The 25,788-nt window shown below is 69.1% G+C and carries 30 protein-coding genes and 4 pseudogenes; 17 read left to right on the plus strand and 17 right to left on the minus strand.

The window, feature by feature from the left end:
* Positions 1–148: 148 nt before the first annotated feature.
* Positions 149–742, minus strand: a complete 594-nt coding sequence (locus ACWCWD_RS31900; protein WP_450778258.1) for an SMI1/KNR4 family protein — start codon at positions 740–742, stop codon at positions 149–151.
* A 63-nt stretch (positions 743–805) separates the two neighbouring features.
* Here ACWCWD_RS31900 and ACWCWD_RS31905 point away from each other — a divergent pair.
* Positions 806–1,190, plus strand: a pseudogene (locus ACWCWD_RS31905) (transposase); the annotation flags it as partial.
* Between the two features lie 39 nt (positions 1,191–1,229).
* On the opposite strand, the gene ACWCWD_RS31910 reads toward ACWCWD_RS31905, so the two are convergent.
* The gene (locus tag ACWCWD_RS31910) at positions 1,230–1,694 is read right to left on the minus strand and encodes a DUF3885 domain-containing protein (RefSeq protein WP_450778260.1); all 465 of its coding nucleotides are present in this window, start codon (positions 1,692–1,694) and stop codon (positions 1,230–1,232) included.
* A 369-nt stretch (positions 1,695–2,063) separates the two neighbouring features.
* On the opposite strand from ACWCWD_RS31910, the gene ACWCWD_RS31915 reads away from it, so the two are divergent.
* Positions 2,064–2,270 (plus strand): hypothetical protein, encoded by a 207-nt coding sequence (locus ACWCWD_RS31915; protein WP_450778262.1) that lies wholly within the window; start codon positions 2,064–2,066, stop codon positions 2,268–2,270.
* Between the two features lie 49 nt (positions 2,271–2,319).
* On the opposite strand, the gene ACWCWD_RS31920 is transcribed toward ACWCWD_RS31915, so the two are convergent.
* The gene (locus tag ACWCWD_RS31920) at positions 2,320–2,766 is read right to left on the minus strand and encodes a VOC family protein (RefSeq protein WP_450778264.1); all 447 of its coding nucleotides are present in this window, start codon (positions 2,764–2,766) and stop codon (positions 2,320–2,322) included.
* A 181-nt stretch (positions 2,767–2,947) separates the two neighbouring features.
* On the opposite strand from ACWCWD_RS31920, the gene ACWCWD_RS31925 reads away from it, so the two are divergent.
* Together ACWCWD_RS31925 and ACWCWD_RS31930 are read left to right on the plus strand one after the other, a co-directional pair.
* A complete protein-coding gene (locus ACWCWD_RS31925; RefSeq protein WP_450778267.1) occupies positions 2,948–3,817 on the plus strand; it encodes a DUF6461 domain-containing protein in 870 nt (289 codons plus the stop codon).
* 493 nt (positions 3,818–4,310) lie between these two features.
* Positions 4,311–5,552, plus strand: coding sequence for a MarR family transcriptional regulator (locus tag ACWCWD_RS31930; protein WP_450778269.1), 1,242 nt, complete (start codon positions 4,311–4,313; stop codon positions 5,550–5,552).
* A 285-nt stretch (positions 5,553–5,837) separates the two neighbouring features.
* Here ACWCWD_RS31930 and ACWCWD_RS31935 read toward each other — a convergent pair whose 3' ends face one another.
* Both ACWCWD_RS31935 and ACWCWD_RS31940 read right to left on the minus strand, forming a co-directional pair.
* Positions 5,838–7,172, minus strand: a complete 1,335-nt coding sequence (locus ACWCWD_RS31935) for a hypothetical protein (RefSeq protein WP_450778271.1) — start codon at positions 7,170–7,172, stop codon at positions 5,838–5,840.
* Between the two features lie 294 nt (positions 7,173–7,466).
* On the minus strand, positions 7,467–8,327 hold the full coding sequence (locus ACWCWD_RS31940; protein WP_450778273.1) for a hypothetical protein: 861 nt from the start codon (positions 8,325–8,327) through the stop codon (positions 7,467–7,469).
* A 382-nt stretch (positions 8,328–8,709) separates the two neighbouring features.
* Here ACWCWD_RS31940 and ACWCWD_RS31945 point away from each other — a divergent pair, with 382 nt between their 5' ends.
* On the plus strand, positions 8,710–9,651 hold the full coding sequence (locus ACWCWD_RS31945; protein ID WP_450778275.1) for an MFS transporter: 942 nt from the start codon (positions 8,710–8,712) through the stop codon (positions 9,649–9,651).
* 43 nt (positions 9,652–9,694) lie between these two features.
* Positions 9,695–9,862 carry a hypothetical protein gene (locus ACWCWD_RS31950; protein WP_450778277.1) on the plus strand — a complete coding sequence of 56 codons (168 nt, stop codon included), beginning with the start codon at positions 9,695–9,697 and terminating at the stop codon, positions 9,860–9,862.
* Between the two features lie 10 nt (positions 9,863–9,872).
* Here the strand turns inward: ACWCWD_RS31950 and ACWCWD_RS31955 are convergent.
* The 4 genes and pseudogenes from ACWCWD_RS31955 to ACWCWD_RS31970 all read right to left on the minus strand — a co-directional run.
* Positions 9,873–10,291, minus strand: a pseudogene (locus ACWCWD_RS31955) (Tn3 family transposase); the annotation flags it as partial.
* A gap of 42 nt (positions 10,292–10,333) precedes the next feature.
* Positions 10,334–10,819 (minus strand): NUDIX domain-containing protein, encoded by a 486-nt coding sequence (locus ACWCWD_RS31960; protein WP_450778279.1) that lies wholly within the window; start codon positions 10,817–10,819, stop codon positions 10,334–10,336.
* 868 nt (positions 10,820–11,687) lie between these two features.
* The gene (locus tag ACWCWD_RS31965) at positions 11,688–12,611 is read right to left on the minus strand and encodes a hypothetical protein (protein WP_450778281.1); all 924 of its coding nucleotides are present in this window, start codon (positions 12,609–12,611) and stop codon (positions 11,688–11,690) included.
* Positions 12,608–12,940, minus strand: coding sequence for a PadR family transcriptional regulator (locus ACWCWD_RS31970; protein WP_450778283.1), 333 nt, complete (start codon positions 12,938–12,940; stop codon positions 12,608–12,610). Before ACWCWD_RS31970 ends, ACWCWD_RS31965 begins: the two co-directional genes overlap by 4 nt.
* Before the next feature lie 224 nt (positions 12,941–13,164).
* On the opposite strand from ACWCWD_RS31970, the gene ACWCWD_RS31975 reads away from it, so the two are divergent.
* Both ACWCWD_RS31975 and ACWCWD_RS31980 read left to right on the plus strand, forming a co-directional pair.
* Positions 13,165–13,521, plus strand: coding sequence for a PadR family transcriptional regulator (locus ACWCWD_RS31975; protein WP_450778285.1), 357 nt, complete (start codon positions 13,165–13,167; stop codon positions 13,519–13,521).
* A complete protein-coding gene (locus tag ACWCWD_RS31980; protein ID WP_450778287.1) occupies positions 13,518–14,243 on the plus strand; it encodes a DUF1700 domain-containing protein in 726 nt (241 codons plus the stop codon). The genes ACWCWD_RS31975 and ACWCWD_RS31980 overlap by 4 nt, the downstream gene beginning before the upstream one ends.
* Positions 14,244–14,670: 427 nt before the next feature.
* On the opposite strand, the gene ACWCWD_RS31985 is transcribed toward ACWCWD_RS31980, so the two are convergent.
* The 4 genes and pseudogenes from ACWCWD_RS31985 to ACWCWD_RS32000 form a co-directional block, all read right to left on the minus strand.
* Complete coding sequence (locus ACWCWD_RS31985; RefSeq protein WP_450778289.1) at positions 14,671–15,792, minus strand: IS630 family transposase; 1,122 nt, start codon at positions 15,790–15,792, stop codon at positions 14,671–14,673.
* A gap of 82 nt (positions 15,793–15,874) precedes the next feature.
* A pseudogene (locus tag ACWCWD_RS31990) lies at positions 15,875–16,107 on the minus strand (DUF397 domain-containing protein).
* A 301-nt stretch (positions 16,108–16,408) separates the two neighbouring features.
* Complete coding sequence (locus tag ACWCWD_RS31995) at positions 16,409–16,612, minus strand: DUF397 domain-containing protein (protein WP_450778291.1); 204 nt, start codon at positions 16,610–16,612, stop codon at positions 16,409–16,411.
* The gene (locus tag ACWCWD_RS32000) at positions 16,609–17,448 is read right to left on the minus strand and encodes a Scr1 family TA system antitoxin-like transcriptional regulator (RefSeq protein ID WP_450778356.1); all 840 of its coding nucleotides are present in this window, start codon (positions 17,446–17,448) and stop codon (positions 16,609–16,611) included. The genes ACWCWD_RS31995 and ACWCWD_RS32000 overlap by 4 nt, the downstream gene beginning before the upstream one ends.
* Before the next feature lie 149 nt (positions 17,449–17,597).
* On the opposite strand from ACWCWD_RS32000, the gene ACWCWD_RS32005 reads away from it, so the two are divergent.
* The 6 genes from ACWCWD_RS32005 (at position 17,598) to ACWCWD_RS32030 (ending at position 20,371) form a co-directional block, all read left to right on the plus strand.
* Positions 17,598–17,795, plus strand: coding sequence for a hypothetical protein (locus ACWCWD_RS32005; protein ID WP_450778358.1), 198 nt, complete (start codon positions 17,598–17,600; stop codon positions 17,793–17,795).
* Positions 17,796–17,872: 77 nt separating this feature from the next.
* Positions 17,873–18,367, plus strand: coding sequence for an NUDIX domain-containing protein (locus ACWCWD_RS32010; RefSeq protein WP_450778293.1), 495 nt, complete (start codon positions 17,873–17,875; stop codon positions 18,365–18,367).
* A 273-nt stretch (positions 18,368–18,640) separates the two neighbouring features.
* The gene (locus tag ACWCWD_RS32015; RefSeq protein ID WP_450778294.1) at positions 18,641–19,108 is read left to right on the plus strand and encodes a hypothetical protein; all 468 of its coding nucleotides are present in this window, start codon (positions 18,641–18,643) and stop codon (positions 19,106–19,108) included.
* On the plus strand, positions 19,105–19,443 hold the full coding sequence (locus tag ACWCWD_RS32020) for a hypothetical protein (protein ID WP_450778296.1): 339 nt from the start codon (positions 19,105–19,107) through the stop codon (positions 19,441–19,443). Before ACWCWD_RS32015 ends, ACWCWD_RS32020 begins: the two co-directional genes overlap by 4 nt.
* A gap of 167 nt (positions 19,444–19,610) precedes the next feature.
* Positions 19,611–19,913 (plus strand): hypothetical protein, encoded by a 303-nt coding sequence (locus tag ACWCWD_RS32025; protein ID WP_450778360.1) that lies wholly within the window; start codon positions 19,611–19,613, stop codon positions 19,911–19,913.
* A 77-nt stretch (positions 19,914–19,990) separates the two neighbouring features.
* A complete protein-coding gene (locus ACWCWD_RS32030; protein ID WP_450778298.1) occupies positions 19,991–20,371 on the plus strand; it encodes a hypothetical protein in 381 nt (126 codons plus the stop codon).
* Positions 20,372–20,846: 475 nt separating this feature from the next.
* Here the strand turns inward: ACWCWD_RS32030 and ACWCWD_RS32035 are convergent, their stop codons facing one another.
* Complete coding sequence (locus ACWCWD_RS32035; protein ID WP_450778300.1) at positions 20,847–21,323, minus strand: ArsI/CadI family heavy metal resistance metalloenzyme; 477 nt, start codon at positions 21,321–21,323, stop codon at positions 20,847–20,849.
* A gap of 80 nt (positions 21,324–21,403) precedes the next feature.
* Here ACWCWD_RS32035 and ACWCWD_RS32040 point away from each other — a divergent pair, with 80 nt between their 5' ends.
* The 3 genes from ACWCWD_RS32040 to ACWCWD_RS32050 all read left to right on the plus strand — a co-directional run bounded on the left by ACWCWD_RS32040 (position 21,404) and on the right by ACWCWD_RS32050 (position 23,371).
* Entirely contained in the window at positions 21,404–21,826 is a 423-nt protein-coding gene (locus ACWCWD_RS32040; protein ID WP_450778302.1) for an ArsR/SmtB family transcription factor, read from the plus strand.
* Complete coding sequence (gene arsB / locus ACWCWD_RS32045) at positions 21,823–22,941, plus strand: ACR3 family arsenite efflux transporter (protein WP_450778304.1); 1,119 nt, start codon at positions 21,823–21,825, stop codon at positions 22,939–22,941. The genes ACWCWD_RS32040 and arsB overlap by 4 nt, the downstream gene beginning before the upstream one ends.
* Before the next feature lie 76 nt (positions 22,942–23,017).
* Positions 23,018–23,371, plus strand: coding sequence for an arsenate reductase ArsC (locus ACWCWD_RS32050; protein ID WP_450778362.1), 354 nt, complete (start codon positions 23,018–23,020; stop codon positions 23,369–23,371).
* 162 nt (positions 23,372–23,533) lie between these two features.
* Here ACWCWD_RS32050 and ACWCWD_RS32055 read toward each other — a convergent pair whose 3' ends face one another.
* The 3 genes and pseudogenes from ACWCWD_RS32055 to ACWCWD_RS32065 form a co-directional block, all read right to left on the minus strand.
* Complete coding sequence (locus tag ACWCWD_RS32055) at positions 23,534–24,517, minus strand: MFS transporter (RefSeq protein ID WP_450778364.1); 984 nt, start codon at positions 24,515–24,517, stop codon at positions 23,534–23,536.
* A gap of 91 nt (positions 24,518–24,608) precedes the next feature.
* Positions 24,609–24,932: pseudogene (locus ACWCWD_RS32060) on the minus strand (MFS transporter); the annotation flags it as partial.
* Entirely contained in the window at positions 24,929–25,771 is an 843-nt protein-coding gene (locus ACWCWD_RS32065; RefSeq protein WP_450778306.1) for an alpha/beta fold hydrolase, read from the minus strand. The pseudogene ACWCWD_RS32060 and the gene ACWCWD_RS32065, both read right to left, overlap by 4 nt.
* Positions 25,772–25,788 lie beyond the last annotated feature (17 nt).

Raw genomic sequence — 25,788 nt, forward strand, 5'->3', positions numbered from 1 at the left:
GACGATCCTGTCCGCGCCGCGGGTGGATCCGAGGCGGTGGGTGATGAGGATGACAGTTCGGCGATGCGCTGCCATTGCCCGCCGGAGAGGTCGCGGCCTCCGCATCAGGAGTTGTGGGCCAGCGTGGTCCTGTGGACAGACCCCAGGGTCAGGTCTTCGCGTACCAGGAGCCGCCGCAGGCTGCCCAGCGGGCCGCCCACCCTGCGAAACCGGGCGTGCCCGGCATCAGGGAGGTGCCCGACCGGGTGCCGAAGGGCACCGCGCCGTCCTCATCGATCAGCCAGACGTGGCCGCGCTGCGGCCCGGTGACGATGAGGTGCCAGTACCTGCCGCAGCCGTCGGTGCCCAGCAGCAGCGAGCCGTGGTCGAACACGGGGTCCGTCCGCTTCTCGAACTCCTGCTCCGAGAGGGTCGCTTCGTCGCCTTCCGCCGACCACAGCCATGCCGCCGTGAGCGGGAACGGCTCAGCGAGCAGGCGCACGGAGCGGTCAGGGCCCCAGTCGGAGGGCGCTTGCGCGAAGGGCAACAGACCGTACACGGGTGGCCCTGCGCGCAGGCCGTCGCAGATCTCCGTCACGAACGTGCGGTACGGCTCCGGAAGGACGATGCCGTGTTCTGCCTCGAAGGACCGTACTGCTTCCGAGCCGGCTGGGGGTGCTGCCCCGGGGCGGCCCACGAAGACGTCGCGGAGGGCAGCCAACTCGGCCGGGTCGCAGGATTCCGTATTCATGCGGGTCATCATGCAGGGCGTGGAGGAGGCAATGACACGCCGTTTCTTATGGCTTGATCGCTCGCTGAGCTGTGCATGGCGATTCTGGTTGAGCGGCTGGTGCCGGAGGAGTTGTGGGTGTTGTTCCGGCGGGTGGTGCCGCTCACGGAGGTGAAGCGTCCGCAGGGCGGAGGTCGCCGTCGGGCCGGCGACCGTGAGGTTCTGGCCGCGGTCATCTTCGTGGCACCTCGGGCTGTACGTGGAAGCAGCTCCCGCCAGTGTTCGGCCCGGCCTGGCAGACGGTCTACCGGCGGTTCGCCCAGTGGAGCGCGGATCGGGTCTGGGGCCGTCTCCACCGCGTGGTCATGGACGAACTCGGGGCGCGGGGTGAGCTGGACTGGTCGCGGTGCGCGATCGACTCCGTTGGCGTCCGGGCGGCAAAAGGGGGCTTCTGACGGGACCGAATCCGACCGACCGAGGCACGTTGGCATAGGTTGGGCAGGGTGGTGATCCTGACCCGTCAAAGACCCGACGGGCTGCCGGAAAGCCAGTGGGCATGCCGGTCGCGGGTCCGATCCCGTTCCTCAGGCGTGGCAAGGAAGACGTCGGCGCCCCCGTCGTAGGGGTAGTGAATGCGCCGCATCTGAGTGTCGGTGACGAAGACTCCCGCCATCTTGTAGTCGGCGATGTCACGGAGCAGCTCGTCGAGGCAGCCATGTCGCCAAGGTCGGCGTACGGCGAAAAGATGGCAGTAGGTGCGGAACTCCGGGTCGGGGTCGTCCGCCACCAGCAAGCTCTGCCAGTAGCCAGCGTCTGGCTGGAACGGTGGCACCTCGGCTTCGGTCGTCCAGACCGGTGTGATCACGTAGACATCCCCACCGGCAAACAACTCATCCAGGACCGTGTTGTACCGCCCCAGGACGACGGCGTACTCGCTCTCGTCCTCTGCGTATCGCTTCGACTCCGGCAGGCTGTGGAAGCGCACCCAGACATCCCGGTACGGGTCGCGGAGCTTGTACCCAATCGGCGGGCAGTCGGGCCAACGCCGCTGCCACAGGTCCGTCAAGACCGTCCCTACGCCTCCAATCACCCGCATCACTCGTCCTCTCGGGCATGAGCTCCTGTCGACAACCATGATGCCCGGCACCCACTCACCAAGAGAAACGACTGCTGAGTCTGCGGGCTGGTTTCAGCGTCGGGTGATGGAGTACCCGGCGTGCGGCGTAGACGGCGCCGGTGGCGTTGCCAGGGTGTGGCGCAGTCGCCGGTCCCCAGGGTGTGGCGGTCGGGGTGAGGTAGGCGGCGCGGGCGGCCTGGACCGCTGCCCAGCCGCGGGGGACGACAGAGCCAGGAGATGCCTGTTCACGTGGACGTGCACGACATCCCCGAGAACCCCGCGAAGGGGGAGCCCGCGCACCAGCACGCGGACTTCCGGTTCGCCTTCCGCGCGGTCCGTGAGGTGAACCCCCGGATTCAGGAGGAGGAGGTCTCCGCTGCCGAGTGGCGACCGCTCGGCGACCTTCCGAAGACGCTGCACCAGCGCGTTGCCCCGCTGGTGTAGCCGGGCGGGTCGTCGTCGGCCTCACACGGGCAGGGTTCGTGCCGGTCCCTCAGACGAGGGTCGTGGCCGGGCCCGCCGCGACGCAGAACTCGTTGCCCTCGGGGTCGGCCAGGACGAGATGGTGCCCGGTGAACTCCTCCCGTACGACCCCGCCCGCCGCGACCAGGCGTACGGCCTCCGCCATGATCCGTGCCCAGCGCTCGTCGCGCGTGCCGTGGCCCGGTACCCGGATGTCGATGTGGAGCCGGTTCTTGGCGGTCTTGGGCTCGGAGACCTTGAGGATCGCGAGCCGGGGGCCCACACCGTCCGGATCGCAGAGCCAGGCCCCGTCGTCCACGGACTCGCCCTCCGGCAGGTCGAACTGGGCGAGCCACTCCGCGCGTGTCGCGAAGGGGGCGGGCGGCGGCTCGTCGACGTAGCCCAGCGCCTCCCGCCAGAACCTGGCGAGGAGCTGCGCGTCCGTGCAATCGAGCGTGAGGTCGATTCTGGCTGCCATGGGCGGACTGTACCGGGCGGGGCTGGGCGCTCACGGGGGCGGCGCGACCGGGGGCATGGCGGTCGGCGGAGCGGGTACGTGGGTGCGCTGGTTCGCCGTCCGTCCGTCGAGCGGCTTCGGGGCAGGCTCGGCGACCGGCTCGCCCAGGGCATTGTCAGTAGCGTCGGGCACACTGCGCGGCATGAACTCGGTGACCGCGCACGACTACGCCTGGATACGCAACTCCCCACTCTTCGACCAGATGTTGGAGTGGGGATACACCCTGACCCTGATACGGGGTCGGAGCCCGCACGAGGTGCTGCGCGCGGTGGAGGCGGAACCGCGCGGCACCGGGGAGGGCACGGCCGGGCTGAGCGAGGCGGAGGACGCTCACCGTGTCGAGGTGGGTTACGACTCCTGGGACGAGTCCTATATCGCGGGCGCCTTCAACACCCCGGGCGCGGACGGCGACTGGACGGTTGTCCTCGGTTTCGAAGGGGGCCTCGGGCTGCCGGGCTTGGCGAAGCTGTCGGAGGGTGGCCGGGTCGTGGTGCACTCGACCAATGGCGGCAAGCCCATCCACCTCTTCGACTGGTACGAGGAGGGTGAGCTCCGTACGTCCTTCGAATGGCCCTCGGCGCGCCGCGGCGGCAGCCCCGACGAACTGGTGCCTCTGCTGCGGGAAGTCGGCTCCCCGCTGACGCCCGAGGGAGAGCACGACGAGAACGTCCCGGACGCCGACAGGTTCGACCGGAAGGCGGCGGTCCTCGCTCTGACGGAGAGGCTCACCGGCGTACGCGTCACCGAATCCTTCCTCCAGGACGCCACGTACGAACTGGGCCTCGTCCCCGAACAGCCTGCCGAGGAGTGGACGAGCGTGATCATCGACATCACCGATGCCCACGGAGAGCGCCTGTACAAGGAGTGGACCTACGAGGAGGTCGCGGCGGCCTCCGACCGCGCACGGGCGGAGGCGAACGCGCCGGTCGTGGTCACCTACGACGAGCCGTTCGTGATCACCTGCAACGAGCCTCCGGTCGTGGATCGTCCGGAGCGCGGCACGGGCGAGTAGGGGCGAACGGGCGCGTGGAGGACGCCCCGGGAGAATCGCCGCTCCACAGGACACTCGCCGCTCCACGGGACCTACCCGAGTCTCGGTGTCCGGGTCTCGGGGTCCGGAACTCAAGTCCCGGGTCTCGGGGTCCGGGTCTCGGGGTCCGGGTCTCGGGGTTCGAGCGTCGATCACTCTCCTCACTCGTTCGAGGGGCACGGCAGGTGCCCGGGTCGACGCTTGAGCCGACGCTTGAGCTTCGGGATTCGGGGGTCGGGATGCGAGGTCCGGGATTCGAGCGGTGTTGTTCATCCGGGAGGTAGGTAGGGGGGTTTGAGGAAAACCTCCCCCCCCTCCCACCCCCGTCACGGCCAGCAAGTATGACTAATGGTGAGCGAGTTGCGGCGGAGAGTCACGCCTGCTTACGGTGCCCTCAATGAATCGACCCCGGCGCGGTGTTGTAGCACCAGGCCGGGGTCTTACCCAAGATCGCACCCATTAGAAAGACGATCTCGTGGCTATCCAGCACCTTAGCCCCGCCCTGTCCGCCCCCGCAGCTTCCCGCCCGTACCGCAGGGCCAACACCGGCTACGGCAAGCGGTCCGTCTCCGGTCAAGCCGCGCCTGAAGTGGGGGACTTCGCGTTCCTGCCGGAGCGTGAGCGGTATGTCGCCGCCTATGTCGACCACTTGCCCGACGGCGCTGCGATGGACATCAAGTCGCTGGCCAAGGACCTGCCCCTGTACGGGCAGATGGCCATCGGTACCGCTCTGCGCGCCCTCGGTGTGGCCGGGCACCTGCGGCGCGTACGCAGGCGGGCAGAAGGGGGCGGCCCGTGCCGGTGGGTGACCTTCACCTTCTGGTCGCGTACCGCCCGCGACAACGAGTGGTGGACCGCCCATCTCGAAGGTGAAGCCGCCGCGCCCGAGCAGCCCTGCGCACCTGCCGCGACCAAGCAGCCCGGCGTAGCTTTTGCGCCCGAGCGGCCCGGTGCACCCGCCGCGTCCGAGCGGCCCGGCGTAGCTTTCGCGCCCGAACAGCCCTGCGCGCCCTCCGTCGAGCCGTGGCCCACGTCGCGACCCGACCCGGTCGCCCCCCGGCAGCGCACCGCCGATCCGGCCCCCGGCCGGCCTCCGGCCCCGGCCCGGACACCGGAAGCAGTCACCACGGCCGACCCCGGCCCGGACCTGCCGGTGCCCCCGGCGTCGCAGGGTGCGCCGGTTGCCGCGACGCCTGCCACCTCACCGGCTCCTGCTGCTTCTCCGGTCGCCGAGGGTCCCTCACCCGCCTATGTCGCCCTGGCGGAAATCGCTCTCCGTGAGCCTCGTCTGCCGCTCTCGGCGGCGGACTGCGAGGTCCTGGAGCCGCTCGTTGCCGCCTGGTTCGCGCGGGGTGCGAGCGCCGAGTACCTGACATCGGCGCTCACCGCCGGGCTTCCCGAGCGGGTCGGATCACCCGTCGGGTTCGTGCGCAGCCGCCTCACCGACAAGATGCCGCCCCGACTGCCCGCGACCCCCACCCCGCCGCCGGTCCCGGCACCGGGCGCCCCCGTCTCCCCGGTACGCCGTCTCCTGGTGGAGTGCACCGACTGCGGACGCCCCGCCAGGGTCGAAGCACTCCCGGACGGCCTCTGCGCCCCCTGCCGCGCCGCCCACCAGGCCCCGGAACCCGCCGACCCGGCTACGGTCCCGGCCCAGGCCGAACGCGACGTCCCCGCCATCGTCGCCGGCCTCCGCAACCTGATGCGGACCCCGTGACCGGCGAGGTCGGCGACCGTCCGGTCCAGGACGGCCAGGACGGGCGTCGAGACTGGCAGGCCCGCATGTTGAGGTGCCACGGCAGGCACGACGGTGCGACGCGGCCGGTGCCGTCGTCGAGGAGGCGGGCGAGCGTGTAGGCGAGGGTGCAGTGTTCGCGGAGGGGCCCTCCAGGCAGCAGCCCTCGGGCGCCGTGGGAGCGACGCCCGACGATGACCGGCCCGCACAGACGTGGGCCCGGCCTCCTCGGGGGAGCCGGGCCCAGGACCTTTTGGTGGGTTGGACTCAGTTCACGGTGAAGAAGTAGTCGTAGGGCAGCAGCTGAAGGCCCGAGCGGGTCGTCGCGTAGACCGTGAGGTCATGCCAGCCATCCGTGGCCGGGCTCCAGTCGATGCTCGCAGTGTGGTCGGCGCCCGCGGGGACCGTCACCTCCGGGTCACCGTTGTTGAAGGTGTATGTGTAGCTCACGACATCCTTCACCCGGGGCGTGAAGGTGAAGGTGCCCGGAACGTCGATTCCACCGCCCGAACCGTTCTCCGGGTAGGTGACCGAGGAGACACCGGGGGTGGTATCGAAACTGATACCCCACCACATTGTGTCGCTCACCCAGCCGTTGGCACTCCTGCTGCTCACCAGGAGGTTCTCGCTGTAGAGGCCATCCAGCGTGAGCTCCACTGTTGCGGTGCCATCCGGTCGTGCCGTGACGTCGAAGGTCCTGTCGTCCTGACCTCCGAGGGTCTTGACGGAGTAGCTCACGACGGGGCTCTTCGCCTGTAGCTCGGGGTCGGGGCGCAACGTGAACTCGGTCGGCTGACCGAACTCGGGTTCCGGGACCGCCGGTGAGATGGTGGGCGCCGTGGACTTGACCCGGAAGTCGTACTTTGCGATTTCCGACCCGTTGTAGGCGCGGTCCAGGCTGCGCACCCACAGCGTCATCAGACCGGAGCCGGTCGGCGGCACCAGACTGAGCGTGGTCGAGCCACCGAGCGTGTTGGCGCGCTTGAAGTACTTCGTATCGGCGTACGGGTCGACGGGCTGCGGAATGCCGTAGTCACCGATACTCGTACCGATGACCGGCAGGCTCTGCTGCCAGGAGAACTCGAAGCCCTCGACATCGTCGGCGCCGTTCGCACCGAGTGTGAACTCGACCGGCTCGCCGCCTTCGTTCCATGGCTCGGATTCGTAGTTCGACGAGGTGATGGAGGGGGCATTCGCCGGTCTGCTGTTGTCGACGGTGACGTAGCAGGGTGTTGACCAGTCCGAGACGGCGGCCCCTGCCACCGTCTGCGCCTGCCACGCGTAGCTCTGCCCGTCGGCGAGCGCGCTTGCCGGAAGTGTGGCGGGAGCCTCGAATCCGGGGGTGGCGTAGTCGCGGGTGACTGTGGTGATCTTCGAGGGATCGGCTACCGGCCAGACCTGGTACCGCACGCTGACGCGAGCGCCTCCCGTGGTTTCTGTGACTCCGGGGATGCCTTCCACCAGCAGGCCTTCGCGAGCTCCCTGGTACGAAGGCTGCTCCGCGTCCGTCGCGCAGTGGCTGTACCCGTTGAACAGCTGAGTCGGCGGGGTGAGCGTCGCATCGACCGCGTTCGCCGGGGTTGCGGCGACGGCCAGTGCCACGGCAACAGCTCCCAGAGAGGCGAGAACTGCACGCGGTCTCGCACTGAAGGACATGGTCAAGTGACTCCTCCCGTTGATCGCACGCGGGGTCCCAATGGGAACAGATGTGCGAGCGGCAAGTGCATCGTATCTGTGCGTCATCGCCTGGCGCGCGGGATTTTTTGATCAGTCGAGCGATGGTTGCCCGGCCCGGCGAACCCGGCCTCGGGACTGGTAAGCCCGCATCCCGAGGTGTCGCATATTCTCGGACGGTTTCGAGCTTGAACACCCTGAGTAGTCGGTGATGCCTGCTGATCACTCTGCGCCGTGGTCGCCGGGCTCGTAGGGCGGGATCGTCCAGCGCATCGTTGCCTGGCCCGTGGGGCCAGGCTGAAGGGTCACGGGATAGACCTGTCCGAAGCCGCGTTCGCCGCGATGTCGCATCGAGTGGTCGCCGCTGTCCCAGTTGATCCCCAGGACGGAGCAGTCAGCGACCTCGATGGCGCCGATCTGAAGCGGGTGGGTCCAACTCGCGCGGTTGAAGCGGTGGAAGTCAGTGTGCTCATCGACTGCAACCATGACGCCCCGGCCCTGTTCGTCGCCTTTCCAGGCGCTGAGGGCGTCGCCGAGCTTCTTGGCGTCCTCAAGCGGGAGGTCGTGCCACCCTCGCACGTGGCTGCCGTGCCGCGGGATCAGGTCTCCGCCGAAATGAAGATGGGCGGCCTCCGCGTAGCCTCCCCAGTAGGCGACGTCGGCAAGGCCGTCGGTTGATGGATGGCCGTCTCCGGTCCAGGAGTCCAGGGCCAGCGCGTCACCGAGCACCATGCCGCAACGGTCGACCGGTAGGTCGCCAAGGACGATCGGCTCGTCCTCGGCGGTGCCGGCCCATGGCAGACCGAGATCGATCTCAAGGACTGCGATGGTTGGTCCTCCGTCGAAGGGCGACGCCGCCGTGCCGGCTCGCACCACCAATGGCCTGTCATTGGCAGCGCGAACTGCGGCCATCTCACACATCCAGTCGTGGACGTGTCCGCCGCTGATCGATGCCGCGGCCCTTGCGCGCTCGGACAGCGGTTGGCCCAGCTGCGGCCAATAGTCGATCCACGACGCCATCCCCAATACGAGGACTCCCGACGGCGCCGTCACGACTCCCAGGTCAATGTCAGTCTCGGCCATCCGGCGATTGAACCTTTCTTCTGTTCTCAGGGGCAAGGTTCGGCCGGGTCGGCGCCTGGGCAACAACCTGATCTTCTGGCTCTCGCCTCAAGCGTCTTCGGGTCCCTCGGGACTTCGCAGGGCCGCGTAGCCCAAGTAGTCCGTGCCGGCTCGCTCGGCGTAGCGCATCGCCGTCTGAGGGTTCACGCCAAGGGCGCCCGCAGCAAGCACCGCCGCCGCGGTCAGGCCCGTGCCCTGCTCGACGGCGGTGCTGCCGGTCCGGGGCGTATCCGCGTCCGCGTCACCCATGGTCCGATGCGGGCAGTGGTCGGACCGGGGCACCGCTATAGTCCACAAGTCGGCCTTCGGTGCCCCAAGTTGGGTGCGCGCGAAGGCTTTTTTCATGCCTTCTGACACATCTGCCTCCGGCACACGTCCCACCACCTACCGCGACCTGCTCCGCAACCGTGAATTCGTCGGCCTGTACGCCGGCTTCATATTGACGGTCGCCGCGAGCACCTTGTCGGGCTTCGCGCTCGGCACGCTGGTCAACCAGCAGACCAAGTCCCCGTTCCTGACCGCCGTGAGCATGTACGGCGCCACCTTCGCGACGGTACTCGGCGCGCTGACGCTGATGTCGGTCGCTGACGGAAGCCGTCCTCGCCGGACCCTCGTCGCGCTCCAGTGCGTCTCGCTCGGAGGTGTTGCCGCACAGGCGATTCCAGGGCTGCCGCTCGCCGCCCGGTTCGGCCTGCTCCTCGTGCTGAGGTTCTTCCAGTCCCTGGGAACGGGCACACGGATGGGACTGCTCGCCGAGGTAGTGCCGAACTCCACCTACGCACTGGCACGTTCGCTGATGAACATCACCTCGGGAGGCATGGCCATCCTCGGCTACGCCATCGGCGCCGTACTGCTGCGCTACCTGAGCCCGCAGGAGGTCTTCGCCGTCGCGACCGCCCTGACCGGCGGTGGATTGATCATTGTGGCGGTGACGGTCCGGGAACGCTCGATCCGTCCGACCCGCCGCCCCGGACTGCGCCAGACCTGGACAACGAACATCGAGCTCTTCTCCCACTCCGGCCAACGCGCGCTGCTGCTGAACCTGTGGGTCCCCAACGGCCTGATCGTTGGCTGCGAGGCCCTGTTCATCTCCTACGCCCCCCATCACGCCGGCGTCGCAGCGGCGCCGCCACGCATTCGCCCTGCGACTGCTGCTCGCCGCCCCCTACCTGCTGTTCGCCGTCCACCCGCCCGTGCTGGTGGCGACAGCCGCGGTGTTCACCGCCAGTGCCGGCTTCGCTGCCACCCTGCCGCTCCAGGAGCAGCTTCTGGAGCTGACTCCTGATCCGGTCCGTGGCCAGGTCCAGGGAGTCGAGTCCGCGGGTCGGATGACGTGGCAAGGTATCGGGGCCGCGATCGCCGGCGGCATTGCCCAGCACTTCACCGCCGGCACGGCCATCACTCTTGTGGCCGCCGTCTCCATCGCCATCACCGTCTTCTCCCGGCCCTTCGTGGTCCGCGCCCGAGCCGTCCGCGTCCAGGCGGTCAACCCATAGGGTTCCCACGACGGTGCGAGCGGCGGGCGCGGCCAGGCGCGCCCGCCGTGTCTCGAAGGTCCAGAGCGTCGTCCACCGCCCGCGACGTGAGGTTCACGGTGGTGTCCAGCAGCAGCGTCGCCAGGCGGCGAGCGTCGGAGTGCCGGCGCAGCAGCGACGCCTTGCCGTCCACCCCGTACCGGGACAGCTCCGCCAGCCGCCGCGGCGGTATCCGCAACATCAACGGGGCCCATCCCGAACGCGGCGATCTCCTCCGCCCGCTCCAGTGCCCGCTTCGTCTGTGGACCCCACCCGCACCGGCCCGTGCCTCAGCCGGTCCAGCTCCGATACCCGCTCCCCGGGCGGCACCGTCAGCAAAGAGTCCAGCACCGCCCGCTGCCTGGTGCTCAGCATCCCGTACAGGCTGTCCCACAGCACAAAACGCTGGTTGTCTGGCCCCACATCGGGCCGGACCACCAGCGCATGTTTTCGCTATACCGGCTTCCCGTGCTCCAGGTACACCGTCAGCCCCTGCTCGCGGGCCAGCACACACGCCTCCACCCGCACCGCGAGCCGCTCCACCAACCGCTCCCGGAGCCGGTCGACCGCAACGAACTCCATCGCCCCGAGCTCCTCCGCCTGCAACCGGACCCCCGACAGCCGATCCCCGCTGAGCACCCCGCCGTCGAACACGTAGGCGAGGCCTTCGCTACGCCCTGGCCGCGCCCCGCGCCAGTCCACACCAAGGAGTCTGCCCGGCTCCCAATCCAGCCCCAGTTCCTCCTTGACCTCCCGCACCGCACCGGCGCGAGGGGACTCATCACATTCAACGGCTCCGCCGGGGATCTCCCACAAGGGCTTGTAAACCGGGTCCACCAACAGCACCCGCCCCTCCGGATCAAAGAACAGGACCCCCGCGGCGACCCGCTTGCGCGGCAACGTCCGCTCGTACTCCTCCGGGTTCATGTGCGCGTTCATGCACACGACCCAAACACGCCCGCAGGGGACACCAGCGATCTTCTGACACCAGGTACACAACTGTTGCAAACCACCGCGAAGGCGAACGCGAGAGGACCACGGCCCGGCCCACAGTGAGCGCTTCCCGGCCAGCTGTCTCGCCACGGGCAAACGCCCCCACCCATCCGCTGCCCAGGTCGCTGCTCTCGGCACCTGACAGGACCGCCGCCATCACCCGGGCCTCAGCTCACCGACGGGCGTGCAGCCAGGGCGGTCCGCGACGAGGAGAGATCTGCGTAGCTGGCCGATCGATCGGCCAGTGCCTTCACCGGGTCTCGCCACCTAGCAGCGGACAGCCCCACCGCGCAGTCGCGATGGGGCTGTCCGCTGCTAGTGCTGTGACCGAAAACGATCACCGGGGTGTCCTGCGATGATCGGTGAATGAGCGAGCGTGAGTGGCAGGCGTTGACCAAGTCCGAGGAAGCGTTCATGCTCAATTCGTATGAGATCGACATCCTGGCTGGTGTCCGGCGTTCACTAGGCAAGTGACTTGTCGGAATTCATGTTGTCGGATCGGCGACTTCTGATGTCGCAGGACGCGACGAGGTGCACGGCGGAAGACGGCTCCCGCGCCAGGCTTCCGTAAGCTGCTTCCGGGTGGACGGGCGCCGGGCGCGAAGGCGCCCCCTGTCGGCACTCAGGTGGTTCCCGACTGCGGGAAGCTGCGGGCTGGGCAGCAGCCGTCCTATGTCCGTGAAGGGGCCTCCAACATCTCCAGGCCCGGTGACTCCACCCCCGTCAAGCCTTCGGTGAGGGGGTAGTCGTGCGGGGTCCGGAGGCTGGCGGCCCCATTGCAGAACCGTAGAAACATAGCGGGGCGAGTGCTTCGTCAGAGCGCCGAATCTCGGTTCTCGGTACCGGTCCGGTGGCCGGTGGGCTGGAGTCGGGCGACGGCGGCCAGGGCCACCCCTGTCACGACCGCGGCGACCAGCCCGGCCTCCAGGCGGGAGGTGAATGCGGAAGGCTCTTCCCACAGGCGCTGGAGAGCGGAGGGATACAGCGGCAGCAGGGCGACCAGTCCGGTCGCAGCTGCCCTGCGGGTCCGGCGGACGAGGGTTGCGGCGGCGAGCAGCAGAGCCGCGTCCGTCACGGCCCAGGTGTTCGAGCCGGGGATCTCGCACAGCGCGGCGAAGGCCAGTACGCCGGCGGCGGTGGTCAGCCATGCGGTGCGGTTGCCGGGGGTCGGCACGAGCCGCAGCGGAGCGAACCAGAGTAGTGCGCACACCAGGACGGGGCCGGCCATGCCGACCAGAGGAAGGGCGACCATGCCGGTGCGCTCGGACCAGTAGGAGGCGGAGGTGACTGCCGCCATCACCGCGAGGACGGCGGCGGCGGAGGCCAGAATCCTGCTAGCCGGGACACGGCCCAGGAGCAGGGCGGCCAGGGCCAGCGCGGTCAGTGTCGCGCCCGCGAGGGCCGGGACGAGGCCGAAGGCCTCGTTCATCTGGTCGAAGGACAGGGCGCGCCGGAACATGTTGGTCTGCAGGATTCGGTCGGCCAGCTGGGCGGCGATGCCCAGCGCGAGCGCGGCGGGAGCGGCGGTGGCGAGGATCTGGCCGGGCACCTGGTCGGGGCCGAGTCCCGTGCGCAGTCGCAGGCCGTGTGCCGCGAGCGAGGCGGCCTCCGAGGCCATGGCGGTGGTTCCGCGGCCGGCTGCGGCGGCCAGTGCGGTGTCTTCGAGTTCCGCTCCCATCTGGGCGCGGTAGCGGGCCGGGTGGGTCCTGATGGCCCATCGGACGAGACGTGCGGTCACGCGATCCCCCCTACGGTCCCCGTGAGGGGGGACCCCATCCTGCGGCGCGCTTCCCGCGCGATCGCTTCCATGCGTTGCACTTCGGTGTCGAGGGCGGCGCGGCCGGTGTCCGTGAGGGCGTAGCTGCGGCGGGCCCGTCCGTCGACGACTTCCTCGCGGTCCACGCGTACCAGCCCTTGGTTCAGGAGTCGGTCGAGGGCTCCGTAGAGGGTTCCGGCTTTGAGGTTGACCCGACCGCTGGAGATGCGCGCCACTTCGCCGATCAGGGCGTAGCCGTGCCGGGGCGCGTCGGCCAGCGCGGCGATCAGGAGCAGTGTGGGCTCCCGCATTGGTTGAGAACGATCACTGTCACTCATGGCGCCTATATATATCGGCTGGCTGACTATGCGTCCAGTCCAGTGCCTCGCGCCGAGAACACCCGCGCGGCCGACGTCGCCGCCCTTCGCCTCCCTGTGTAGGGGGCTGGGCAGGGTTCGTGGCCCTGGGTACGTTGCTGGACTGCTGGTCAGAGGGGTCTTGCTTTGCAAGGTACCGGCTGTCTAGCATGCATTGCATGGAACCTGGCAAGACATTGAGCCAGCTCCGCAAGGGGGTCCTTGAGTACTGCGTGCTGTCCCTTCTCCGGGACGGTCCGCGCTACGGCACGGAGCTGCTGGGAGCACTCGCGGACACCGGGGCGCTGGCGACGAGCCAGGGCACGGTCTACCCGCTGCTGTCCCGGCTGCGACGCGAGGAGCTGGTGACGACCGACTGGAGCGAGTCACCGAACGGCCCGCCGCGGCGCTACTACACGCTCACCGACGAAGGCCACGCGGCGCTCGCCGACTTCGCCGCGGTGTGGGCCGAGTTCACCGACGCCGTCGACTGCCTCATAACCCCCCAGACCCATCCCGACCGGAGTGCACAGTGAAGACCACCACCCACCCCGAGATACGCCGCTACCTGGCAGCCGTAGACCGAGCCTCCTCCGCTCTGCCGTCCGACCGCCGCAGAGAGCTGGTGGCCGACCTCTCCGAGCACATCGATGTAGCTCTGGCCGAACGGCCCGGCGAACTCGACCAGATCCTCGCCGAGCTCGGCGACCCCCGCGACATAGCGACGACAGCCGTCCGCGAGGACGCCGCGTCTACCGACCCCGGGCAGAAGCGCGGCAACCCCCGCACCGTGCTCACCCTGCTCGCCCTCGGCTCGGCCATCGGCATCCTGCCGCAGATCGCCGGGCACGGCGAGCAGCTCAACTTCCCGGTCCTGGTCCTCAACATCGCCGGCCTGGTCGCCCTCGCCCTGTCCGCGTGGTGGACCACCTCCCGCAAGTGGCTCACCCTCGCCTGGTTCATCGTCCCGAACCTGCTCATGCGCGCCCTCGACCAGCCTCTGGGACTGGGCCATGCGGCCGAAGTGGTCTTCTCCTGCGCATCCATCGCCATCCGTGCAGGTGTGCTCGTGTGGCTGTGGCGCCACCGCGTAGTACCGGAAGGACCCGGCCGGATCTCCCTGCGCGTCCCGCGCTGGGCCCGCATCCTGCTGTGGAGCCTCCTGATCCTGTTCCTCGGCATCGAAGTGATCCTCTGGATCTCCGCCTTCGCCGTCACCGACGGCCTCTCCTCCGTCAAGACCGGAACCCTGAACTGACCGCCGAAAGCCCCCCGTCTGTCTCCGCTGGCTGGCCAACGTTACGGCCGGGCCGCAGCCTGGCCCCGGCCACAACGTTGGCCTGCTGTTCAACAACTCCTCAGGCGCCTCTACCACCGCTTGCAGGCGTGAACGCTCTATGAGGCACAACACGCGTTCGAGTCCAATCACCACCAGCTCCCAGCGCGTGGATGGATCGAGGTTCGTCGAGTCGCGCCGTGGACGTCCCCATCAGAGGAGAAGGGCTTCCAGTCCGGAGAGCTGGTGCCTCGTGATCAACTTCCGGCGGTCCTGGAGGACCCAGCAAACTGGGAGTACCCCAATGGTGACCGGATCGGTGCGGTGACCCTCGTGGAGACCGAAGCGGGTAAGAAGATCACCCGTCGTTCTCCCGAGGAGATGGCCGAGTCGACCGCCGTGGCGATCCTCAGGTCGCTGCCGCCAGTGGTCGACCGCCCCACCGAGTGCCCCGCTCACTGCGGACACGGGCGCGTTCGCGCCGTTGAGCGGCCAAGACGGAGGGGTGGCGTGCGTTCTGGTTGCGCCAGCGCAGATACCGCTGCAACTCGCGTGTCTGCACGGTGCGGTTGGGGTGATTCGAGTTGGCTAGGGTGAACTGCCTCATGGGCCCGAAGTGCGCCTCGATCGGGTTCGCCCAGGAGGCGTTGGTCGGCGTGAGGCACAGCTCGACCTTGTTCATCCGGGCCCACTGGCGGATCTTGCTGCCCTTGTGGGCGGACAGGTTGTCCAGGATCACGTAGATCGGGGCGCCGTCCGGTCGGGCGGCCCGGATCGATTTCAGCGCGGCCAGGGACGGGGCAGTTCCTTTGTGTCGGCGGTTGATACCCCAGAGGGTGTCGTCGCCGACCGAGTAGCAGCCGTGGAAGTAGGCGACTCCGTGCGTGCGGTGGAAGGTCGCCGACAAGCGGTTCGGCCTGCCCTCCTTTGCCCAGCAGGACCCGGCGGTGGGACGGATGCCAAGCGGCCCGAACTCGTCAAACGCGAAGATGCGGCCGGGACGCTCGGTCAGCGCGTACTCGACCCGGTCCAGCTTGGCGCCGAAGTCCGGGTCGGTAGATTCCTTCCACGTCTTGGTCCGCTCGAACGTCACACCACGGCGCGAGAGCAGGCAGCGCAGGGCCTCGCGACCAATGCGTATCGGACGGGCGACGTTGCGCCGCAGATGGGCTGCGAGCTTGCGGATCGACCAGCGGCTGAAGGGCATGCCGAGCTTGGTGGGGCGGGTAATGGCCGTCTGGATGACGAAGTCCTCGTCGTCATCCGTGAGCAGGCGGGGACGGCCTCCCGCCCACCGAGGGTCCAGGCAGGCCAGCCCGATCTCGTTGAAGCGGTGGATCACCCCCCGGACGGTGTCCTCGTCCGCTTGGACGAGATTCGCGATCACCGGCACGGCGTTCCCGCCAGCCGATGCAAGCAGCATCATCGCCCTGCGATAGCGCACCGTACTGGTGCTTCCGCGCCGCACAATCCGCTGGAGCTTCTGCTCCTTCTGCTCGGCCAGCTTGCGGACCCTGACCGGCCCTGCCATCGCGCCTCCTCGTGCCAATCGGACGTGTTGTCACATCCAATCGGCGCAAGCCCAGTTGCCGCCACCCGGTGATCGTTTCCGGTCACAGCACTAGGCAGGGGTCGCTCGGTGGGCAGCCGGCGAACTCTTCGGTCTTGACGCCTGCTACGAACGCGGCGAACGAGGTGGCGGAGATGTCCAGGACCGGACCGTTCGTGACCTTGGAGTCGCGGACGGGGACGATGTTGTGCGACGCGGCAAGGTTGGCAGCGACCTCTACGCACTGCCCGCCGCCGCTGCTGTACGAGGACTTGAGCCAACAGGTGACTCGGTCATCACGGGGTGCCCTTCCAAGCCAGCTCGATACGGTCAGGAATGCCGCCTGCGGGAGTTCCACGGATTGCGACAGCTGATGGTAGGGCGGCAACAGCGATGGAGAGCAGGTGTGTCGCGCGATTCGGCCACCGCCGTGAGGCGTGGAGATGGCGCGCGGTCGGGACGGTCTGTGACGGCGAGAGATCTACGTAGTGAGTTGATCGCTCGATCGGCGTCACGGATGTGCGTCACCCCGGTCAGCTGACAGCCCCACCGTGCGGACACGGTAGGGCTGTCGGTGGGTGGCGTATGCGCTGGGTGATCAGCCGGCGAAGCCTTCGGTCTTGACGCCTGCCACGAAGGACGCGAACGCCGAGGAGGTGACGGCGAACGTCGGGCCGTCGACAACCTTCGAGTCCCGGACGGGGACGACGCCGTTTGCCGCGATCAGGTTCGTGGCGACCTCGATGCAGGCACCGCCGTTGTTGCTGTAAGAGGACTTGAACCACTGTGGGGACTCGGTCACTGGATACCCTTTCGTACCTGTTCGATCATGGCCACGGACGCCGCCTGAGACAGCGCTTCGGCTTGCAACTGATGGTAGTTGGTCAGCATCGGTACGACTGCCGCGCTGTCACGGTCAAGATGGCCTTGCGCTTGAGACTCAGCGTAGGAGAGGACCGACCGATCAGCCATCGTCAGCAAGTAGACCGGCAAGTCGAAGGTTCGTCGCTCGCCTATGTCGAACGGGGCGATCTGCAACATGGTGTTGGGCTGTGCAGCGAACTCGATCAGTCGGCCGAGCTGGGCGCGCATGACATCGGGGCCGCCCACCTGTCGCCGGATGCAGCTCTCGTCCATGGTCACAAACAGCATGGGCGGCCGAGGGCGAACCAATGCGGCCTGGCGCTGCGCCAGTACCTCGATGCGCTCCGCCGCCTGTTCGGGCGTGATCGCGCCCCGCTTCATGGCGCTGTGAGCTAGGACCCGTGTGTACTCGGGGGTCTGCAACAGGCCAGGAACGATTGCCACTTCGTAGAGCCGCAGCTCGACCGCGCGCCCCTCGTAACTGACGTACTCGGGGAAGCCCTCAAGTAGCGCCCCATACCGAATCTCGCGCAACTCCCGCTCGAAGCTCTCGGTGGAGTCTGACAAGCCAAAGGCCTGATCAACGTCTCTTGAGAATGGCAGAGTTGGCACTTTGCGGGCAGTTTCGACAGCCGAAATGTGTTTGCTGGAATATGCCCCCCTGCCCGCCAAATCATCCTGCGTCCAACCCTTACTTTCTCGGACACTGCGGAGGCGTGCGCCGTACGCCGCATGCGGCCCCGCATCCGGGTTCAGCTCTTTCCGGTTCACCATGCCGCTACCTAAGTCTTCCTTCCGATCTGACACCTTGATGACTTCTCGAAGGTAGTCCACTCTGGGCACCCCTGGTAGCGAAACTGCTACAGAGAGGAGCGATCGTGTATGCGCCTGGTATCGCCTTTCCGCCGCCTGCCGTCGGAACGATGGTGGTGGACACCGGCCGTGACGGCCGCATCGGCGAGTTCCGGGGAGTCGCAGGCCCTTACTGGTCGTTGCGCCCCCTCGGTGGCGGGCTCGAATGGGAAGCCGAACCTGGAGCCGTCCGGCCGGCAACCTCGATAGAGCGGCTGCGGGCGGAGAACGCCCGGTGCAACGCCCGGAGTCGGGGTGACGTGCTGTGAGGGTGCCGAGCATGCGTGAGCCGGTGGCTGCCCCGGAGTCGGCGGCGCCTCGTGTGAGTAGAGAGGACGGTACAACCGTGGCACGGGTCGACAGCATCGAACTCCCCACCCCCGTCCGACGGGTTGGCGCCACCGTTCTGGTGCGCGACCATGCCGGGGCCGTACTTCTGGTCAGGGCCCCGCGCGAGAGCGAGTGGCGTCTGCCCGGTGGTGTGGCGTACGAGGGGGAGACCGTTGCCGAGGCGGCCATCCGTGACCTCGCCGAAGTGACGGGAATCGTGAGGAACTTGGTCCTCTTCGCGGCCCTCGACTTGATCCCGGCTCCTCGGGGAAGCCGCTCCGCCAACGGGTTCAACGTCGTCGGCGACGGGGGCACGCTGAGCGCCGAGGAAGCCGCCCGTGTCGCCGTCCCCGAGGGGGCCGAAGACCGGGTCGCCGAACTCCGCTGGGTTCCGCTGGACCAGGTGGAGCTGGTCGCGGCCAGTCTCCTGGCGCGGCGTATTCGTCAGGCCGTGGCCGCGTTCGAGCACGGGCGGCAGCCGTTGTTGCTGAACGGTCTGGTGGCCGCGTGACCCCCTCGGGGCCGCCTCCCGGCCGCCCCGACCGGCTCTTTTCGGTGCCGTAGCCCCTGGAGTCGTAGCCCCGGAGTCGTAGCCCCCGGTGCCGTAGTCCCCGGTGCCGTAGCCCCCGTAAAGCCCCGTCCGCCGGTTCTGCCCCCCGCCGGGATCAGGCGGACGGCCCACCCCGCTGCACCTGGTCCCCGCAGTGCGGGTGCGAGCCCCGCTCGGCCCTCCCTCGGGGCTGGGCGGGGTTTCCCCTGTCCACGACACTTCCGTGAGGCTTCCGTGCTGCAATGCACCGCTGTACACCGCATCCCCGAGATCGACGCGCTGGTCGCCCTGACCACCATGGAGGGGGCGCCCGAGCAGCCCGCCGACCACCTCTCCTTACTCGACGAGTACGCGCTCTGCGAGCTGGGTGAGCATGCCGAAGACGTTGAGCACGCCGCCTTCATCGGGGGCGCGGAGGACGGATCCGACATCGAACTCTGGATGTACTGGGACGACGGTCTCCCGGCCCGGTTCGAGGAGTCCCGCTCGTGCCGTGCCGTCATGTGGCTGATCAGCCGGCCCGATCGGGCGGACCGGTGCACTCTGCCCCCGGGGCATCCGTCGGGGCATTCCTGGGACGTGACCGACCCGCTCGGTGACCTGTTGGACGAGGCCGCCCGCCGAGCCGTCAGCCCTCTCCTGGACGAGCGCCCGGACGGGCACATGGACGAGCACGCCGATGACCAGGGCGAGACGGCGTGACGGACGCGCTGTACTTCCACTGCAACGACGCCCGTCGCGCGCCCTGGGCGGACTTGGCCGAGTACCACATGCTGACCGACGTATCCCGCTCGGTGACCTGCGAACTCGCGCGGAACCACGACGGTGACCACGCGGACCACCTCGACTACCTCGGGCTCGGGCACGGTGACCTCTGGGCGTACTGGAACGGCGCCGACCACGTCACGTACGCCGTTGCCCCACCGTGCGGAGTGGCAGACCTGACACTCCCCGGGATTCACCAGGACCCCTGCCATCTGTACACCGGCCATCCGCCGGGGCACTCGTGGGACTTCGTGGACATGCTCCACGACTGATCGCGCATCACCCCCGGGGCGCACGGTGTGGGCGGGCGCCGGGGCGGAGGTTACGGCCACCGTCAGCGCCCAGACGATGGGACAGCACCGCGGAGCGGACTGAGCACGGTGTCGGACCCTGAACCGGGCCATGAAAATGCCGTCATCGTGGGCTGGTGACGACATGGATGCGCTGCTGCTGGGACGAGGAAGATGTCTGGTTCTACTTCGAGGTCGACGCCGAAGGCTGGGTGAATCGGCAGATCGAGCTCGAAGGTCCGGAGCAGACCCCGATCGCAGCGGCCTCCCTCGCCGAATGGCAGCAGGCCTCCGACACAGGCCGCCTCGACGAGTACGACAGCAGGTTCGGCGCCACGGCGGAAATGCCCGTCTCCGACTGGGAAGACCACGATCCGGAGGAGCTGACCTCTGAGGAGTTTGAGAAGGTCTGGGATTCTGCCCGCCGGCAGATCACAGCGCAGCTGTCGTGATCGCTTGCTGGGACGGATAGGCACTTGCCGCACCCGCCCTGCCGGCTCGATCATGAAGTCTCGATCGAGGAGGCTTCGTGGGATTGTGTCTGTTCCCGGGGAGCGGTGACCTCGCCGACCCGGACATCAGCTGGTCCTACTCGGGTTTCAAGGCCTTTCGTCAACGCTTGGCACAGGCTGAGGGGTTCACACTGCCGGACATGAGGGGCTTTGGCGGGGACCGGGAATGGAGCGAGATCTCAACGACGCTTGAGCCCCTCCTTGACCATCCCGACGATGACGGCGATCTGTCCGCCGCCGACTGTGCCAAGATCCTGCCTCGGCTGGCCGAGATCATCACGGAGTGGGAGACCGCGGAAAGCAACCCCGTTCTCACGCGGCACATCGAGGACGCCCGACAGCTCGTGGCCGTACTGAAGATCTGCGTCGACTCCCATGTCGAACTGCTCTTTGGATGACCCTGAAAAGGACCCCGCTGCAGGCCAGGGACCAGGGAGGGCCACGTCGGGGCGGCTGCGGAGGCGGAGGGCCCGGTCGGCTGTCGGGCTGGGTGGGTCAGTGGGATGCGGCGGCCCGGCGGCCGGCGGCCTGTCTTGTCGACCGGTTGGCTGAGTCCGGTGGCGAGGCCCGGGGCGAGCGCCCGTACGGGTGCTGATGGGGCGGGCCTGGTGCGGTGTCAGGTGTGCGCGAACCAACGCTGCGACGACGGCATCAACCTGGACACCCGTGTCGAGCGCGAGAACCGCGCCAACGGGGCGCCCTCTGGCCCGGCTCCCGGTCAGCTGGGCCAGAGGGCCGCCTTCATTGCTTTGCTCTACGCCTGGTCATCTTCGTAGAGCTCACCGGTGAAATGCCCCTTCACTCCGCGGCATCCTCACCGACTGCTGAGGGAATGCACACCCCGCTTCGACGCGGTGTTCTTCTTGCGGTCGTTCACGCCGCCCCCGTGCCCGCTGCCGTGGTCGCGGCCTCGCCCGCCTCCGGCCGGTCCGCGCAGCAGGCGTCGCCGCCGCTCGCGAGCGCGGGGCTCTTGCCCATCTGATCGGCGTCGGCCTTGACGGTGTAGACCTCCCAGGGCTCCTTGCCGGGGCCGTGGACCCACACCTTGTCCTGGAGGGCGTAGCAGCAGGAGGTGTCGTTCTCCTCGAAGGTCGCGAGCCCGGCGTCCTTGAGGCGGGTGGTGGCGGCGGTGACCTCGTAGGTGCTGTCGACCTCGACGCCGAGGTGATCCAAGCGGGTCTCCTGGCCCGGCTCGCCCTCGATGAGGACGAGCTTGAGCGGCGGGGTGGTGATCGCGAAGTTCGCGTAACCGGGGCGCCGCTTGGCGGGGTCGGTGCCGAACAGCTTCGAGTAGAAGGCGACGGACGCTTCGAGATCGGCGACGTTGAGCGCGAGCTGGACGCGGGACATGACGTACTCCTCGATCAGGTTGTATCGATGCCTGTCTATTCAAGGTTGCGCCTTGGATCGAGAAACGTCAATATAGAAGCATGTCGAAACAAGAGTTCGTGGTGCTCGGCCAGGACGGTGCCGGGGGTACCGGAGGCGCCGGGGGATGCTGCCCCGGTCTGCTGGCCTCCCCGCTGGACGAGGAGCGCTCGCAGGCGCTGGCGAAGGTGTTCAAGGCGCTGGGTGACCCGGTGCGGCTGCGCCTGCTGTCGATGATCGCCTCGCGGGCGGGCGGGGAGGTCTGCGTCTGCGACCTGACCCCGGCCTTCGACCTGTCGCAGCCGACGATCTCCCATCACCTGAAGCTGCTGAAGCAGGCCGGGCTGATCGACTCCGAGCGGCGCGGGACGTGGGTGTACTACCGGCTGCTGCCCGAGATGACCGACCAGCTGGCCCAGGTCCTCTCCCGCCCCGCCGGTCCTGCCGGGGCACCCCAGCCCGCTTCCGCGGGGACCTCTTCGTGAGCGGGGGTGCGACGGTGCCCGCCGCGCCGGTCGCCGGGAGGCTGTCGTTCCTGGACCGGTTCCTCGCCGTGTGGATCCTCGCCGCGATGGCCGCCGGCCTCGGACTGGGCCGCCTCGTACCGGGGTTGGGCGACGCGCTCGCGAAGGTGACCGTCACCGGGGTCTCGCTGCCGATCGCGCTCGGCCTGCTCGTGATGATGTACCCGGTCCTCGCGAAGGTCCGGTACGACCGGGTCTCCACCGTCACCCGCGACCGGCGCCTGCTCGTCCCGTCCCTGGTGCTGAACTGGGTCGTCGGCCCGGCGCTGATGTTCGCGCTCGCCTGGAGCTTCCTGCCCGACCTGCCCGAGTACCGCACCGGGCTGATCATCGTCGGCCTGGCCCGCTGCATCGCCATGGTGGTCATCTGGAACGACCTGGCCTGCGGTGACCGCGAGGCCGCCGCCGTCCTGGTGGCCCTCAACTCGGTGTTCCAGGTCCTCGCGTTCTCCGCGCTGGGCTGGTTTTACCTCAGCGTGCTGCCCGGCTGGCTCGGACTGGAACAGACGGCCCTGGACGTGTCGGTGTGGGAGATCACCCGCTCCGTACTGATCTTCCTCGGCATCCCGCTGCTGGCCGGTTTCCTCACCCGGCGCCTGGGCGAGAAGGCCAAGGGGCGCACCTGGTACGAGACGAAGCTGGTCCCCCGGATCGGACCGTTCGCCCTGTACGGGCTGCTCTTCACCGTCGTCGTACTCTTCGCCCTCCAGGGCGACGCCATCACCTCGAAGCCCCTGGACGTCGTCCGCATCGCGCTGCCGCTGCTGGTGTACTTCGCGGTGATGTGGGCCGGGTCCCTGGTGGCCGGCCGTGCGCTCGGACTCGGCTACCCGAAGGCGGCCACGCTGGCGTTCACCGCCGCGGGCAACAACTTCGAGCTCGCCATCGCGGTCGCCGTCGCCACCTTCGGCGCCACCTCCGGCCAGGCCCTCGCCGGAGTCGTCGGCCCCCTCATCGAGGTCCCCGTCCTCATCGGCCTCGTCCATGTCGCCCTCGCCGTACGCCACCGCTTCCCCCGGTCCGCCGACACGGCAGCCGGCCCCGTCACCGCTCCGGAAGGTCCCGCCCGTGTCTGAGTCCGAGCCCGAAGTTACCCCCGAGTCCCGGCCGTCCGTGCTGTTCGTGTGCGTCCACAACGCGGGCCGCTCCCAGATGGCCGCCGCCTGGCTGACCCACCTGTCCGAGGGCCGGGTTGAGGTAAGGTCCGCCGGTTCCGCACCCGCCGACGCGGTGAACCCGGCCGCCGTACGAGCGATGGCGGAGGCCGGCATCGACCTGTCCGCCGAGACCCCGAAGGTGCTGACCGCCGATGCCGTACGGGCGTCGGACGTGGTCATCACCATGGGCTGCGGCGACACCTGCCCCGTCTTCCCCGGCCGGACCTACCTCGACTGGAAACTCGACGACCCCGCCGGGCGAGGCGTCGACGCGGTCCGCCCGATCCGCGACGAGATCGAGCGCCGGGTACGGGACCTGCTCGCCGAACTCCTCCCGGAGAACGTCTGAACTCCGCCCGGTCACCCGGTACCCATGGGTGAACGCCGAGTGTGCCGCGCCGGTTTGGTGCGAGGTCAACGCGAACTCGGCCGCCGCCTTCGTGATGGCCTCGCGATTCGGAGCGGGCACGGCCGACGGGGCGGGGCGAAGGTCGCTGGAGAGACCGGCGCTCTACCTACGTGCCCTTCCGCTGTGGCCGCTGTGGCCCTGTATGGGCTCGGTGCCAGGCAGGTGGTGCAGCCGGAGGCTGATCAGCGCGGTGATCGTGAAGGCGGCGACCTGGTAGAGCATGGCGTGCCGGAACGCGGTGTCCGCATCGGCGGCGGGGGCGTAGTAGGCGAGCCCGGCCGCGGTCACTCCGATGGATCCGCCGAGCTGCTGTGCTGTGGGCAGCAGGCCGGAGACCGAACCGGCGGCGGGGCCGTGCACCCCGGCCAAGACCTGGGTGAACACCGACGCGGTGAAGGCGCCGAACGCGGCTCCGCCGACGGCCAGCACGGGCAGTGCCGCCTGGCGTCCTGTCGCCGAGCCGACGAGGGGGGCCAGCGCCAGGCACATCCCGGCGAGGACCAGGGAGGCGACGGTGAGCACCTTCGGACCGTGCCGGCGGGTGAGAGCGGGTGCGGCTCTGCTGCCGACGACGGCGCCGGCGGCGAACGGTGCCGACGTCAGTGCGGCAGCCAGCGCCGAGTACCCGACGGCGGACTGGAGGTGGAGGAAGAGCAGGTAGGTGAAGGAGGGCACGCCCGTGTTGAACACGAACACCAGCAATGTGCCCTTCCGAGCCGACCGGTCACCAAGCACCGCGGGATGGATCAGCGGGTCGGGCCGGTGCGGGAGAGTCCGGACGAAGTGGCCGAGGGCGGCCACAGCCACGGCGGGACCGGCCCACGTCCACCAGGGCCAGCCTGCTTCTCGCCCCAGCGCCAGGGGCAGGACCAGCGCGCCGGCTCCCACGGTGACCAGCAGCGTACCCAGCTTGTCGACGCGGAGTCCGTCCGCTCCGTGGGCGCGGGGGAGCGCGGTCGCCCCTGCCAGCGAGGCGAGCGCCACCGGCACGGTGAGAAGCATCACCGGCCTCCAGCCGAGGCCGAAGAGATCGGCACTGAGGACGAGGCCGCCGATCAGCGGCCCGGCGAGTGACGCGACCGCCATGGTGGCGCCGTACAGGCCGAAGGCGCGCGGCCGGCCTGTCGCGGGGGTGGCGGTCTGGATGAGCGACAGGACCTGGGGGGGCGACCAGGCCACTGCCCGCGCCCTGCACCAGCCGGGCCGTGATGAGCGATGCGGCGTCGGGGGCACACGCGCCGGCCACCGAACCCATGGTGAACACCACGGTGCCCGCCACGAACAGCCGGCGGTAACCGTACCGGTCGCCCAGCCGCGCGGCGGGGACGAGCAGGCATGCGTACGTCAGGGTGTAACCGGCGATGACCAGTTGCACGGCGCCCGGACCGGCGCCCAGGCCCGCCTGTATCGCCGGCGCGGCCACCTGGGCGACAGTGACGTTGAGGAGCTGTACGAAAGTGGCGCTGAGTACCACCGGCAGCACAAGGCGTCCGCCGCTCACAGCAGAGCCGATGCGAGCTCACGGGGGCGGGCGGCGAACGGACTGTGGCTGCCCGGGAGGGTGCGCACGGTGAACGGGTTGCCGGGCGTGGCCCGGTCGGCTTCCGCGATCATGAGATCCTGCACGGCCGTGGGCAGTGCACGGTCCTCCGCGCAGCGCAGGAAGGTCCGTGGGACGCGCCCCCAGCGTTGCGGAGTCACGGTGACCGGGGTGGTGGGGATCGCAAGCGGCAGATCGGGGCTCAGTGCCGAGCGCCAGCGGTCGAAGCGGTCCGGAGCGGTGTCGTGGTAGTGGGTCTGCCGCAGTTCCTCGACGTAGGCGGGATCCTGCGAGAGCGGGTTGATCCGCACGGCGCCCAGTTCCTCGGGGTTGCCTAGGCCGAGGCTCTGCCCCCACGCCGTGGCGTTCTCGGGCGAGCCGAGATAGTCGGAGAACCGGGGCCGTCCGGCGGGCACGAAGGCCGAGAGGTAGACGATCTCGTCGACGAGTTCGGGTGCGCGTTCGGCGGCCAGCGACGCGGGGCCGCCGCCCGCGCTGTGCGCGACAAGCACGACGCGGCGGTGGTGGCGGGCGCGGCTCAGCGTTTCGAGGACGGCCTCGGCGCTGTCGTCCATCGTCACGGTGGCGAGCGCGGACTTCTCGGTCAGCAGGCCCGGCTGGCCCGGCTGGAGGTACCCGCTGGGCAGTGGCGCGTCGAAGCCGTGCCCCGGCAGGTCGACGGCCACGCTCGCGGCACCGAGTCCGGCGAGTGCGCGCTGCGTCGCCGCCCACTGCCCGGAGCCGTGCCAGGCCCCGTGCACGAAGACGAAAACGGTGCCTGAGGAGGAAGAAACAGTCATGACCGCATTCCACGCGG

The organism is Streptomyces sp. NPDC001493 (assembly GCF_053597235.1).

Bases quoted from the DNA above. Each gene is read 5' to 3' on its own strand.
- ACWCWD_RS31945 (WP_450778275.1), top strand. From the start codon at position 8,710: ATGCCTTCTGACACATCTGCCTCCGGCACACGTCCCACCACCTACCGC.
- ACWCWD_RS32025 (WP_450778360.1), top strand. From the start codon at position 19,611: ATGCGCTGCTGCTGGGACGAGGAAGATGTCTGGTTCTACTTCGAGGTC.
- ACWCWD_RS31985 (WP_450778289.1), bottom strand. From the start codon at position 15,792: ATGGCAGGGCCGGTCAGGGTCCGCAAGCTGGCCGAGCAGAAGGAGCAG.
- ACWCWD_RS31975 (WP_450778285.1), top strand. From the start codon at position 13,165: ATGGAACCTGGCAAGACATTGAGCCAGCTCCGCAAGGGGGTCCTTGAG.
- ACWCWD_RS32035 (WP_450778300.1), bottom strand. From the start codon at position 21,323: ATGTCCCGCGTCCAGCTCGCGCTCAACGTCGCCGATCTCGAAGCGTCC.
- ACWCWD_RS31970 (WP_450778283.1), bottom strand. From the start codon at position 12,940: ATGCGGGAGCCCACACTGCTCCTGATCGCCGCGCTGGCCGACGCGCCC.
- ACWCWD_RS31925 (WP_450778267.1), top strand. From the start codon at position 2,948: ATGAACTCGGTGACCGCGCACGACTACGCCTGGATACGCAACTCCCCA.
- ACWCWD_RS32050 (WP_450778362.1), top strand. From the start codon at position 23,018: ATGGCCGCCGCCTGGCTGACCCACCTGTCCGAGGGCCGGGTTGAGGTA.
- ACWCWD_RS32000 (WP_450778356.1), bottom strand. From the start codon at position 17,448: ATGGTGAACCGGAAAGAGCTGAACCCGGATGCGGGGCCGCATGCGGCG.
- ACWCWD_RS31940 (WP_450778273.1), bottom strand. From the start codon at position 8,327: ATGGCCGAGACTGACATTGACCTGGGAGTCGTGACGGCGCCGTCGGGA.
- ACWCWD_RS32040 (WP_450778302.1), top strand. From the start codon at position 21,404: ATGTCGAAACAAGAGTTCGTGGTGCTCGGCCAGGACGGTGCCGGGGGT.
- ACWCWD_RS31960 (WP_450778279.1), bottom strand. From the start codon at position 10,819: ATGAACGCGCACATGAACCCGGAGGAGTACGAGCGGACGTTGCCGCGC.
- ACWCWD_RS31900 (WP_450778258.1), bottom strand. From the start codon at position 742: ATGATGACCCGCATGAATACGGAATCCTGCGACCCGGCCGAGTTGGCT.
- ACWCWD_RS31915 (WP_450778262.1), top strand. From the start codon at position 2,064: ATGCCTGTTCACGTGGACGTGCACGACATCCCCGAGAACCCCGCGAAG.
- ACWCWD_RS31950 (WP_450778277.1), top strand. From the start codon at position 9,695: ATGACGTGGCAAGGTATCGGGGCCGCGATCGCCGGCGGCATTGCCCAG.
- ACWCWD_RS32065 (WP_450778306.1), bottom strand. From the start codon at position 25,771: ATGACTGTTTCTTCCTCCTCAGGCACCGTTTTCGTCTTCGTGCACGGG.
- ACWCWD_RS32055 (WP_450778364.1), bottom strand. From the start codon at position 24,517: ATGGCGGTCGCGTCACTCGCCGGGCCGCTGATCGGCGGCCTCGTCCTC.
- ACWCWD_RS32005 (WP_450778358.1), top strand. From the start codon at position 17,598: ATGGTGGTGGACACCGGCCGTGACGGCCGCATCGGCGAGTTCCGGGGA.
- ACWCWD_RS31920 (WP_450778264.1), bottom strand. From the start codon at position 2,766: ATGGCAGCCAGAATCGACCTCACGCTCGATTGCACGGACGCGCAGCTC.